Annotated in this window: 8 protein-coding genes; 6 read left to right on the top strand and 2 right to left on the bottom strand. The window is 38.0% G+C overall.

The genetic code is table 11. From position 1 onward, the window contains the following. Positions 1–146 precede the first annotated feature (146 nt). Complete coding sequence (locus tag RUMTOR_RS07360) at positions 147–1,361, top strand: DUF6070 family protein (protein WP_004846618.1); 1,215 nt, start codon at positions 147–149, stop codon at positions 1,359–1,361. A gap of 1 nt (position 1,362) precedes the next feature. On the opposite strand, the gene RUMTOR_RS07355 is transcribed toward RUMTOR_RS07360, so the two are convergent. Both RUMTOR_RS07355 and RUMTOR_RS07350 read right to left on the bottom strand, forming a co-directional pair. Next, positions 1,363–3,159, bottom strand: coding sequence for a BlaR1 family beta-lactam sensor/signal transducer (locus RUMTOR_RS07355; RefSeq protein WP_009242830.1), 1,797 nt, complete (start codon positions 3,157–3,159; stop codon positions 1,363–1,365). 1 nt (position 3,160) lies between these two features. Continuing rightward, positions 3,161–3,547 (bottom strand): BlaI/MecI/CopY family transcriptional regulator, encoded by a 387-nt coding sequence (locus RUMTOR_RS07350; RefSeq protein ID WP_004846616.1) that lies wholly within the window; start codon positions 3,545–3,547, stop codon positions 3,161–3,163. Between the two features lie 229 nt (positions 3,548–3,776). On the opposite strand from RUMTOR_RS07350, the gene RUMTOR_RS13635 reads away from it, so the two are divergent. The 5 genes from RUMTOR_RS13635 to uvrA all read left to right on the top strand — a co-directional run bounded on the left by RUMTOR_RS13635 (position 3,777) and on the right by uvrA (position 13,418). Then, on the top strand, positions 3,777–3,905 hold the full coding sequence (locus RUMTOR_RS13635) for a hypothetical protein (RefSeq protein ID WP_278078304.1): 129 nt from the start codon (positions 3,777–3,779) through the stop codon (positions 3,903–3,905). A 125-nt stretch (positions 3,906–4,030) separates the two neighbouring features. Beyond that, the gene (locus RUMTOR_RS07345; protein WP_004846613.1) at positions 4,031–7,054 is read left to right on the top strand and encodes an AAA domain-containing protein; all 3,024 of its coding nucleotides are present in this window, start codon (positions 4,031–4,033) and stop codon (positions 7,052–7,054) included. A gap of 192 nt (positions 7,055–7,246) precedes the next feature. Then, positions 7,247–7,864, top strand: a complete 618-nt coding sequence (locus tag RUMTOR_RS07340) for a hypothetical protein (RefSeq protein WP_004846609.1) — start codon at positions 7,247–7,249, stop codon at positions 7,862–7,864. Between the two features lie 684 nt (positions 7,865–8,548). Further along, positions 8,549–10,537, top strand: coding sequence for an excinuclease ABC subunit UvrB (gene uvrB, locus RUMTOR_RS07335; RefSeq protein ID WP_004846603.1), 1,989 nt, complete (start codon positions 8,549–8,551; stop codon positions 10,535–10,537). A gap of 43 nt (positions 10,538–10,580) precedes the next feature. Then, on the top strand, positions 10,581–13,418 hold the full coding sequence (uvrA, locus tag RUMTOR_RS07330; protein WP_004846601.1) for an excinuclease ABC subunit UvrA: 2,838 nt from the start codon (positions 10,581–10,583) through the stop codon (positions 13,416–13,418). The last annotated feature ends 71 nt before the right edge of the window (positions 13,419–13,489 follow it).

Here is a 13,489-nt window from a genome sequence, read left to right as displayed (position 1 = left end):
GTAGAAAAGGTAAAGAATGGTTATGATGGAAATAGCATACAGACCTTGGAGAGGGTCTATAAATACTACTACTTTATAATACGAGAGAGGACGATAGTTTGAAAAGAAAAGGAATTTGGAAAAGAGGAGTTGTGGTGAGCGGAATCATGTTGGCAATGAATTTGTCCGGGTGCAGTTTTTTTGTAAAAAAAGATTCGGGAAACACAGACATTCAATCAGTACGGCAGGAAAGTGAAAATGCGGATAAAACAGTAATGAAACGAAGTAAATCAGAAGAAAAAGAAGCAGAAGAAATACTGGAAATTTGCAGTAAGACTTATGCGAAAGCTGAAAAAGAAGGTAAACTGGATGATTTGGAAATGATCCGAGATCTTATTAAAGAATTAGGAGAGAAAGGTTTTACGGCAGTTGACAGCGAAAATCAGGTCAACATGACAGAGTATGAAAAACTCATACAGTTTAGTGAAAAGGCAGAAGCAAAGAAAAATGGACGCATGACCGTTGTAGAAGTTGCAAAGGGAGGGAGCTGCATCATTCGGAATATGGAGACACATGACGGAATTGTAAATATGATCAGAAGTTATTGTATTTATGAGAATGGTAAATTAAAGCAATCTTCAGAAGATATATACAGGACAGAATCATGGGAATATACAGAAGACGGACATTTGATGTTTTCCGGTCGGTTAGCCTTTGAAGGATCTTATGAAGTTACGAGAAATGAGATTATGGAATATATGGCATATAGGGTACTGTCATTAGATGAAACATGCAGAGAACTAAACCGTAAATATATACTTCCGATCGGATATGAACGTAATAATATGTTTCTGACAGACTGGAGTGAAGAAGAGTTCGCAGAGCTAGATTTTTATGATATGTTTGATTTGTTTTATCAGGAAAATCATACGGCGAACGGAGAGTTTACTTTTGGAAATGCAATGGGAACAAGCGCGGTATATTTAATTTCAAAAGAAAAATTTGAACCGGTTATCAAATCTAAATTCAAAATCAGCAGTGAAGTGTTGCAGTCGAAGACAGTTTATTATCCGTGTGAAGAAGTCTATGAATACAAACCGAGAGGGCTTGAAGAAACAGAATATCCGGAATATCCGTATCCGGAAGTTATTGGATATGTGAATAATGATGACGGAACTTTGACATTGAAGGTACAGGCTGTTTTTCCTTATAGAGGGGTATCAAAAGCGTACATCCATGAAGTAACTGTGCGCGATACGAAAGATGGAGGTATACAGTATGTGGGAAATCGGATTATCGAGCCGATAAACAATCCGGAGATTAGATGGCACGTACCGCGCTTGACAAGAACAGAGTGGGAAGAGTTGTATGGAGATAATTAGTTTATCTCCATATATTTAAGTCCGATAAAACAGATAAGGTGATTTCTGAAGCCTTTTTACCGGTGGCGTGTTTTTGATACTGAATATTGGAAGCAAAAAAATAAGTATTATCTGCATTTTCTACAAAGCCGATAAACCAACCGTTGACATCTTGTCCGTTTACTCGTCCTGTTCCGGTTTTTCCGTAGAGGTCACCGAAAGCAGAGGAGGAGATGTGGAGGGCGTTCTTTACAGTCCCGGTGTTTTCTAAGGAGAATCCGAAGCGGTTATTATGCAGTTTGACTAAAAGCTCGACCTGTTCTATCGGGGAAATCTTCAGGGAGGAATTCAACCAATAGGAAGAAAGATTACCGCTTAAATTCTCATTTCCATATCCGATTTGGTGAAGGTATTTCTGAATAGAGTCGGCTCCAAGCCGTTCATCAATAGTCTGAAAATACCAGTTGACGGAAGCTCCCATAGCTGATTGTAATGTTTGATCGGTGTTCCACGCTTCAAAAGGATAGTTTTTCCCGTTCCATTTGATCAAGGAATTTGCAGGGGTGATGACACCTTCTTCTAATCCAAACAAAGCATCATATATTTTGTAGGTGGAGTTTGGAGCAACTCGTAAGACAGCTCGGTCTATATTGTGTATTTTCCAGACATCTCTTTTTAAGTCATATAATACAAAACTACCTTCATATTTTCCGAAATAATTACGAAGGTCTATTTCAGAACAATTCTTTGAAGTTGTGTTCCACTGATATTGCTTTTCATCTGTCGCATAGGTAGAGACAAACGGTGTAAGTCCGAAAAGGAGAATAGATATCATCAGAAAAGCAATGAAGCTTTTCAGTTTTTTTTGTAATGTCGGTTTTTCATAAGAAGCAATATTTAGGATTCTTCGCTTCATCTGCTTCATATTTCCTCCGATGCCGGAGGAAAAGGGAAATGGAGTCAGAGAAATCTTTTCGGCAAAGTTAATCAGCGTATTTCCATAAGTTACATAATCGTCGGATTTCAGCAGGTTTAAAACAGAACTATCACAGGCAATTTCCCTGTCGCCGCGCATTTCTTTCAGTGCGTACCAGACGAACGGATTGAACCAATATATCATTCCGGCGAGGTTTATCAAATAGTTGATAAATCCGTCTTTGTGTTTATAGTGCTGAAGTTCATGCAACAACATATACCGGATATCTGTTTCATTTTTATCCGATATCAGGTGAACGGGAAGAAAGATGCACGGTTTCCAAAATCCTGCAATAACAGGAGATTTTAGATAAGCAGCGCTGTATACGGGTATACTTTTTGTAATATTTGTGTCATTTAGGCAGCGTCGATATAATTTTTGAACATCCTGATCTTCAAGAGGTGATGCAGATTTTTTTAATGAATGCAGGAACAGAGCAGATCGGATTGCTAATATTATCATAATGATAATACCCAAAATCCAAAGAGTAAATAGCAGATAACCGATTGCGGATGAGGATGCTTCGTTTACGGAGAGCGCAAAGTCATCCATCCAATCTTTTGCGCCTGCGATGTTCGTGTGAAGTGGTGGAGCCGAGGCGTTTTTTGTGGCGGCAGAAGGAAGAAACTTTAAGTTCGTGAAACCGAAAAATAGTTCTGAAAACTTGAAAAAATGAGAAGGTAAGAATGGAACTGTTAAAAGTCCAAGCAACAGAAACCATAAGTTATACTGCATCCGGCTTGACAGACAATTTTTTAAAATATGTTTCATAAGCAAAAGGATACTGATGATGCCGCAAAATAATATGTTGCAGATAAGAAAGCGAATCATGAAATCAGACATATTATTCTCCTCCTTTTTCCTGTTTCTGTGAAAGAAGAGTTCGGAGTGTATCTAATTCCGATTTTGATAATTTGTCATTTTCTATATAGGAAGATACCATAGCTGTAATATTGCCATCATAATAACGGTTCAGAAAAGAAGAACTTTGTTGTCTGATGTATTCATCTTCTTTTACTGCAGGAGTATAAACAAATACACGACTTTGTTTTTCGTATGTGAGCGCGCCTTTGGTCACAAGGCGTTTGATTAAAGTTTGAATTGTTTTAGGACTCCAGTTTGTAGTAGGCAATAACTTTTCGGTAATTTCATTTGTGTTGATAGGTGCGTATTTCCATACGATCTTCATGACCTCAAATTCTGCTTCGGAAATCTGCGGGAATGTGCTCATAAGTTCTCTCCTTTTAAATCTTACGATTGTAATATAAACATTATAGATGGGAATAGAAAACTTGTCAATTTATGCGGCAGAATAAAATATTATGTAAAATAGCCAATTGGATAAATCCAGTCGGTTTTTTGTGGGAAATCTGGATTATCACTCAGATTGTATACATGATTCTGGCAGTAATCTAGTCCCGTATGTGTAGTTCATGGCAAAACGTAATTTATTGGATAAAATGAGAAAACATTATGAAATGACGGAGAAAAATGACTTAAAAAATCTGAACAGATATAACAGGAGCTGCAAAAAGATGATACGCATTTTACACAATGACAGTTATGTAAGCATGGAAAAAGTGATATAATAGGCAAAAGATTAGGAAAGATAAGTAGAACGAAGAGGTAAGATTTGGGGTGTTTTGCAACTGAAGAAAACACGGAAGATGATAACCCTCCAATAGGGATTAATTATAGTAGGAGAAGATTCAAAATGAAAAGTGTTACACGATATTTCAGAAATGCTGTGGCAGCAAGTATGCAAGGAACCGTAAACTATAAAAAAGAGCGTTTTTTTGTAGTTACAGAAGGGGAATTATTATCTGGAAAGTTAAGTGAAGAGAATAATTTTAATATATGGAAGAAGGAGTATGATGCAGAGAGCGATAATGATGAAGAAAAATTAAAGATAAAAAATGTAATTATTGCATTAAAGACATTAGCAACGGAATTCCGGGATGGCGGAAAGATGGAAGACAATATAGAAGAGATGACTTCATTTTTCTTTTTGCCGTTATGCGTAACCCGTACCGGAAAGTTATGTATGCCGGTTGAAGGGAAAATACCTTGGATACCGCGGGAGTATTTAAGACCTATGGAGGATCCTTTGCTTGCTGTAGGAGATGGTGAGAAATATGATGAATTTTTGGAGCATACTACGAACGAAAGATATCAGTTGGATTCGTGGCAGGATTATTTAGCATATGCGATCAAACTCTATGAATTTGTTGCAGAGATACCATTTAAAAGTAACTACATTAGAAATGGAAATGAACTGTTTAAAGCAGATGGCAGATATTATTTGTTTCAGGATTCGACAGTTAATGCTTCTTTTTATATTTTGCAGTTGTATAATGCGTTGATAAAGGGAACTGTTAATTCCTTGTATGATAAAATAACGAATGGAAAGATAGAGCCCTCAAAACCGCTGATAAAAAATACTGATATAAGTAAAATGAAAGCTCATGTCGGACAAATGGGAGGGGCATATCCATTGTCACCATCTCAGCGTGAGGCAATGAACCATTTTGGAGAAATAAAAGAAGGAAATCTTTTGGCAGTCAGTGGACCTCCGGGAACAGGAAAGACTACTTTTTTGCAGTCTGTAGTGGCAGACATGTATGTAAAATCTGCATTGAAGAGGGAAAGGGCACCGATTATTGTTGCAGCATCCACTAATAATCAGGCGGTTACAAATATTATTGATTCTTTTGGACAGATTTCAGAGATTGGGATTTCTAATTTAGAACATAAGTGGATTACTGGAACAGATAGCTTTGCAGTTTATTTTCCCTCCAATGGGAAAGTAAAGGAAGCTGCCCAAAAACGATATCAGTATACGACGGTACGCGGGGGTGGATTTGTAGATGAACTTGAGTCAAAAGAAAATAGACGTTCCTCAGGAAGGTTATTTAAACAAGAATTTCATCAATATTTTCGAAGAGAGACAGCAAGTATTGATTTTGCGTTATGTGAAGAAATATTGTGGAAGGAATTGGAGAAAGTAAATAAAGACAGAATAAATTGTATCTCTATGTTAGATAATATAAAAAGCGTTCTCGGTAGGGAATCGTATGGAGCATATGTAGAAAGGATAATGCAGAACATACGGAAAGAAGAAGCGATTAGAAATGATTTGCAAAATCAAATAGAAAAAATTCAGGAAACTACACAATGGTTTTTAAATAGGATGCAGGAATGGCGAAAAGCTTATCAGCAATTTCCGTGGTATGTACGATTATTAAAAAAGTTTTTCTGTTTTAAAAGCAAGATACAAAGATGGTCATTTTCCTTTGTAAATCAAGCGGAATTATCCTTTTTAAGACGTGATATGTCAATAGATGAGATAGAAAAAGTTTATATGCAGAAAATATGTGATAATGATTTGCAAAAAAGTCAGTTGCAGGAACAGAAGCTTTGTATAGACGATAAAATAGAAAAATTAAAAAGTCAAAAAAAAGAAATAGATATAAAGATGGAACATTTAAAAGAAGGATATCAAAACTTTGAAAAATATAATGTTGCAGTTCCGGAGGACAGTGTGTTAAATGAATTCGACTTGTGTAAATTGAACGATGTATTGGATCGGGTAAGATATGCAGAATTTTGGCTGGCAGTACATTATTATGAGAGTCGTTGGTTGAAGGAAGATAATCCGGTCAGTGAGAAGCAAAAAGGAAAAACATTTAAAAATATACTGGATGATATGTATCATCGGATTGCTATGATATCACCGTGTATGGTTATGACATTTTTTATGCTTCCAAAACAGTTTTGGGCATATGACGGAAATGATAAAAAGAACTATTTTATGTGTAACTATATAGATTTATTAGTCGTAGATGAAGCGGGACAGACATCTCCGGAGATTGCTGCCGCATCGTTTTCCTTAGCTAAAAAAGCAGTTATTGTAGGGGATGAAGAACAAATACCGCCCGTATGGGGAACTGCAAGAGCTCTTGATATTGCAATGGCAATCAGTAATGGTGTAATTGCAAATAAAGGTGAATACGGTATGCTTGAAGAAAATGGTTTAAATTGTTCTCAATCCAGTATTATGAAAATGGCTGCACTATCCTGTGAATTTAATAAATATAAAAGAGGGCTATTTTTAAGTGAACATCGCCGGTGTTATAATGAAATAATTACATATTGTAACAAACTGGTATATGAGGGGAAATTGGAACCTAAGAGGGGTTCCTTTTATGCAGCTGAGTACAATGAATTAAGAGGGCTTCTTCCGGTAATGGGATTCAGACAGGTTACCACCGCAAAATCAGAGAAATACGGAGGAAGCAGACGAAACAGAGAAGAAGCTGAGGCTATTATAATGTGGCTGCAGAAAAAATATGAAAAAATTTTATTATGCTACAGCGACAAAGATGGCATTGAGGAGAGAGGAGTATTGGGGATTATCACGCCTTTTAAGAGCCAAAGTTTTTTGATAAAGAATCTTATAAAACGTAGACTTCCGGAGTATTCAAAGTTTATTGATGTTGGAACTGTACATACGTTTCAAGGGGCGGAGCGAAAAGTCATTTTGTTTTCCAGTGTGTATGGAAGTGAAGATGGGTGTTATTTTATTAACAGAGCACCGGATCTTATGAATGTTGCGGTGTCTCGGGCAAAAGATTCGTTTTTGGTTTTTGGAGATAAAGAGTGCCTTACAGGAGGGGAAAAAACTGCGGCAGGATTGTTGAAAAAAATGGTGTTTGTGGAAGGGGAGGAACTATGTTAAGGAATATGATTAACAACATAAAGAAGTCTGTATGTAAAGCAAATGAGGACTTTATATTTGGTACGGATTTTGCGGACAAAATGGGATGGAATGAATTAGATGATATTAGACGAACAAATGGAATTTGTGATTTTTTTTAAGTTGGGACTATAAAGAAGATGAAAGAGATCGGAAATACAGAAAGGTAGAACAATGGCATTTTTAAAATTTATAGATAAAAAAGGTGCGGATTCTTTTATATCAGGAATAGTACAATTTGGACGGCTAAAAGAATATTTGTATATTGAAAAGAAAAAATGTGTTGGAAAAAATGATGAGATGGAAGGTAAATATTATACGACAAAATATCAGACGCCACAAGGAAAAGGGGTTAATTTTACGATTGATGCTAATAAACAGAAAAGGAATTTTGCCTTATGTTTATATCATTTAAATAACAAATATAGTACATCGAGAATAGAGGAGATGTTTGAATTTGGAGAGTATGTTGTAAAAATAGAGGATGAATTAGAATTTGATAAAAGAATAAAAAATGGGGCAAAAGAAAATAAATATCAGCTCTATAGCAGAGACGTTTTATATTATCGAGATGAGAGCATTAAAGATGAAATGAAAATTATGGATTTGATGACAAATAGTCTTGATGATTTGTCATTTATAAAGAGAAAGGAAATTTTCTCGTATCAAAATGAATATAGATATTTAATTGTAGATGAATTAGAAGAAAGAAAAAATATTAGATTTGAGATAGGAGATTTAAAAGACTTAGCAACTATTATGAGTAAATCTGAATTCTTGAAAACTTTATAAATGGGTGATTTCCTGCCTAAATTTGTAATCATTATGATTATAAAATAGGAAACGATAAAGAAATAGTGAGCGTGGTCCTGCTTAGTGGACGATTCAAAATGAGTAGAGATAAATACAAAATCTATTGCAGTCTATTACGCAAGATATGATAAAGAATAAAGATTGATGCATAGTCGATTGATTTCAAGATTAGGATTAATCGGTTATAGTTATGCACTAATGTTCAGAGGAGAGTTTTTTAGAGATGTGCTATATAAGAATATTTGAATTATGCGATAGATTATTATTAAATAATAAAATAGAGAGAAAAAGATGCAAGCGATGTCCTGCATCTTTTTTACAAAGAAAATATGTATGTCAAAGGGAATGTATGTTCGATATATTCTTGATTTATATCGGCAATTATGATAGCATGTTACCATGATAATAGTAGTGATGGGGAAAAGTACACAAAGTTATGTACGGATTTTTGGGTTGATATTAGACATAGTAAGAGAAAATTTCACTATGGAACATTTTGGATTAGTATCGGAATACGCCCTTACCGGCGATCAGCCGCAAGCTATTTGTTTTGCTCATTAATAAGGCAATTTTTATTACAGCAACTATAGAGAAAGAGAATAAGTTTAATTGTAAAGGAATTGAATTTGAAATCGAAATTCGAAATAAAGTAAAGGAGAAATTATGGATCATTTTGAATTAGTATCAGAATATGCTCCGACCGGCGACCAGCCGCAGGCCATCGACCAGCTTGTAAAAGGCTTTCAAGAAGGAAACCAATGCCAGACTTTACTGGGAGTTACAGGCTCTGGCAAGACGTTCACAATGGCAAACGTCATACAACAATTAAATAAACCAACACTCATAATCGCACACAACAAAACGCTGGCTGCGCAGCTATATGGAGAATTCAAAGAATTCTTCCCGAATAATGCGGTAGAATACTTTGTATCCTACTACGACTATTACCAGCCGGAAGCTTATGTTCCGTCCTCGGACACATACATTGCCAAAGACTCTTCCATCAATGATGAGATTGACAAGCTTCGCTTATCTGCCACAATGGCATTGACGGAACGGCGGGACGTGATCATAGTTGCCAGTGTATCGTGTATTTATGGTTTGGGAAGTCCTGTAGATTATCAGAATATGGTGATTTCTTTACGCCCGGGCATGACAAAAGACAGAGACGAGGTTATGGCAAAATTGATAGAAATCCAGTATGACCGTAATGACATGGATTTTCACCGCGGAACTTTCCGTGTTCGCGGCGATGTGGTGGAGATCATACCGGCGTATGAGAGCGATGTGGCGATTCGTATCGAATTTTTCGGAGATGAAGTTGAGCGGATTACGGAAATTGATATTTTGACAGGAGAGGTCAAAGACGAATTGTCACATGTGGCGATTTTCCCGGCGTCACATTATGTGGTGGATAAAGAAAACATAAAGCGTGCTGTAAATGATATAGAAAAAGAACTGGATGAGCGTGTGAAGGAGTTTAAACATGCAGATAAACTTTTGGAAGCGCAGAGAATTGCAGAGAGAACAAATTTTGATATTGAAATGTTGAAAGAAACCGGATTTTGTTCCGGAATCGAAAACTATTCGCGGCACTTGGCAGGACTTAGTCCCGGGCAGGCGCCATATACATTGATAGATTATTTCCCGGATGATTTTATTATTATGATTGATGAATCGCATAAAACCATTCCTCAGATCGGAGGTATGTATCACGGAGATCAATCAAGAAAATCTACCTTGGTAGATTATGGATTTCGTCTTCCGTCTGCGAAGGATAACCGTCCGCTGAACTTTGAAGAATTTGAGAGCAAGATCAACCAGGCGTTATTTGTATCTGCAACACCGGGAGTATATGAAGAAGAACATGAGCTTCTCCGTGTGGAACAGGTGATTCGTCCGACCGGACTGCTCGATCCGGAAGTTGTCGTGCGTCCTGTAGAAGGTCAGATAGACGATCTGATCGGGGAAATAAACAAAGAAATTTCCCAAAAGAATAAAGTTCTCGTAACAACTCTGACAAAGCGGATGGCAGAAGATTTGACGGATTATATGCGTGAGGTGGGAATTCGTGTGAAATATTTGCATTCGGATGTGGATACACTGGAACGTACAGAGATTATTCGTGATATGCGTTTAGATGTATTTGATGTGCTTGTGGGAATCAATCTTTTGCGAGAAGGTCTGGATATTCCGGAAATTACGCTTGTAGCGATATTGGATGCGGATAAGGAAGGATTTTTGCGTTCGGAAACGTCATTGATACAGACAATAGGACGTGCGGCGCGTAATGCACAAGGGCATGTTATTATGTATGCGGATAAGATAACGGAATCTATGCAGCTGGCGATCGATGAAACAAAACGGCGTCGTGAGATTCAGATGAAATATAATGAAGAGCATGGTATCACACCAAAGACGATTCAAAAATCAGTACGCGACCTGATCAGTATTTCTAAAAAAGTTGCGGCAGAGGAGCTGAAACTGGAAAAAGATCCGGAATCTATGAGCGTAAAAGAACTTAAAAAGCTGATTGCCGATCTTACAAAACAGATGAAGAAAGCGGCGGCAGAACTGAATTTTGAAAGCGCGGCAGAATTGCGGGATAAGTTGACAGAATTGAAAAAAATGTTGAATGAAATAGAAGGATAAAATACAAAATAAAATATGACTACAGGGAGGAAAAAGACGGATTATGAGTACGAAAATGGATGTTCGGAAATATATCAAAATAAGGGGAGCGAATGAGAATAATCTTAAAAATATAGATGTGGACATTCCCCGGAACGAACTTGTTGTACTTACAGGATTGAGCGGTTCGGGCAAATCTTCCCTCGCGTTTGATACGATTTATGCAGAAGGGCAGAGAAGATATATGGAATCATTATCTTCCTATGCAAGACAGTTTTTGGGGCAAATGGAGAAACCGGATGTGGAAAGCATAGAGGGACTGTCGCCTGCAATTTCCATTGATCAAAAGTCGACAAATCACAATCCGAGATCTACGGTCGGAACAGTGACTGAAATTTATGATTATTTCAGACTTTTATATGCAAGAGTCGGAATTCCTCATTGTCCTAAATGTGGAAAAGCAATTTCAAAGCAAACAGTCGATCAGATGGTTGATCGAATTATGTCAATGCCGGAAGGAACGAAAATCCAGCTTCTTGCTCCGGTCGTAAGAGGCCGGAAAGGAACACATGCAAAATTATTGGAAAAAGCAAAGAAAAGCGGATATGTGCGTGTACGTGTAGACGGAAATATGTACGAATTGACGGAAGAGATTATTCTTGACAAGAACTTGAAACATAATATTGAGATTATTGTTGACCGATTGATCGTAAAACAGGGGATTGAGAAGAGGTTAACAGATTCTGTGGAAAGTGTTCTGCATTTATCGGAAGGTTTGCTCAGTGTAGATGTGATCGGCGGGGAGATGTTGAATTTCAGTCAGAGCTTTTCCTGTCCGGATTGTGGGATCAGTATCGAAGAGATCGAACCAAGAAGTTTTTCATTTAATAATCCCTTTGGGGCATGTCCGACATGTTATGGATTAGGATATAAGATGGAGTTTTCAGAGGATTTGATGATTCCGGATCCGTCATTGTCGATTAATGAAGGTGCAATAGCGGTATTAGGGTGGCAGTCTTGTACAGACAAATCAAGTTTTACTCATGCGATACTTCAGGCGCTGTGCAGAGAGTATCAATTTGATCTGGACACACCGTTTGAAAAATATCCGAAGAAGATTCATGATATTATTCTTCATGGCACAAACGGGAAAGAGGTGAAAGTATTTTATAAAGGCCAGAGAGGCGAAGGCGTTTATGATGTTGCGTTTGAAGGGTTGATTAAAAACGTAGAGCGCAGATATAAAGAAACCGGTTCGGAGACGATGAAAGCCGAATATGAGACATTTATGAACATAACTCCGTGTTCGGCATGCCACGGGCAACGTCTGAAACCGGGAGCTTTGGCGGTAACCGTCGGAGAAAAAAATATTGCAGAAGTAACGTCGATGTCTATCGGAAAATTGCAAAATTTTCTTGAAGAGCTTGTATTAGGAGAAACACAGATGCTCATCGGAGGGCAGATTTTGAAAGAAATCAGAGCTCGGATCAAATTTCTTATGGATGTGGGACTTGATTACTTGACGTTGGCCCGCGCTACCGGAACACTTTCAGGCGGTGAGGCGCAGAGAATACGTCTGGCAACGCAGATCGGATCGGGTCTTGTGGGAGTAGCATATATTTTGGATGAGCCAAGTATAGGACTTCATCAGCGGGATAATGACAAGCTTCTTGCAACATTAAAGCATCTTCGTGATCTGGGAAATACGCTGATAGTCGTAGAGCATGACGAAGATACAATGATGGAGGCGGATTATATTGTAGATATAGGACCGGGAGCGGGAGAACACGGAGGCGAGGTTGTTGCCGTCGGAAATGCGAAAGAGATCATGAAAAATGAAAATTCGATTACAGGCGCATACTTATCGGGAAGGATCAAAATTCCGGTTCCGCAAGAGCGCAGACAGCCTAAGGGATGGTTGAAGGTGGTCGGCGCCCGGGAAAACAACTTGAAAAATATCGATGTGTCATTTCCTCTTGGAGTTATGACTTGTGTTACCGGAGTTTCAGGTTCGGGAAAAAGCTCTCTTGTAAATGAAATTTTGTATAAAAGGCTTGCACGTGATTTGAATCGCGCGAGAACAATTCCGGGAAAACATAAAAAAATAGAAGGGTTAGATCAGGTAGATAAGGTGATTGATATCGATCAGTCGCCGATCGGGCGAACCCCAAGGTCAAATCCGGCAACCTATACAGGTGTGTTTGATCTGATAAGAGATTTGTTTGCGGCAACTCCGGATGCAAAAGCGCGCGGATATAAGAAAGGGCGGTTTAGTTTTAATGTGAAAGGCGGACGCTGCGAGGCGTGCTCGGGAGACGGCATTCTTAAAATCGAAATGCATTTTTTGCCTGATGTATATGTTCCGTGTGAAGTTTGCGGGGGAAAGCGATATAATCGAGAGACTTTGGAAGTAAAATATAAAGGGAAAACGATTTATGATATTCTCAACATGACAGTGGAAGAGGCGTTGGAATTTTTTGCTCATGTTCCGAGTATCAGGCGCAAGATAGAGACATTGAACGATGTAGGTCTTTCTTATATCCGTCTCGGACAGCCTTCTACAGAATTGTCCGGAGGTGAAGCACAGCGCATTAAGCTGGCAACGGAACTTAGTAAACGGAGTACAGGAAAAACTGTGTATATTTTGGATGAGCCGACGACAGGACTTCATTTTGCGGATGTGCATAAATTGACGGAGATCTTGCGGCGTCTGACAGATGACGGAAATACGGTTATTGTAATCGAACACAATCTGGATGTTATAAAAACAGCAGATTACATTATTGATATCGGTCCGGAAGGCGGAGAACGCGGTGGTACGGTCGTTGCACACGGAACACCGGAAGATGTGGCAGAGAATGAAAATTCCTATACAGGGAAGTATATAAAGAAGATGCTGTAGAAAACACTGTAGTTATAAAAAATAACAGTTCAGTCTGCGCCATTCATAAAATCACGCTGTGTGCTTATTGT

It is taken from the genome of [Ruminococcus] torques ATCC 27756 (assembly GCF_000153925.1).
Classification (GTDB): domain Bacteria; phylum Bacillota; class Clostridia; order Lachnospirales; family Lachnospiraceae; genus Mediterraneibacter; species Mediterraneibacter torques.
The sequence above is the reverse complement of the archived record's forward strand: the minus strand, read 5'-3'. Positions and strand labels throughout refer to the sequence as shown.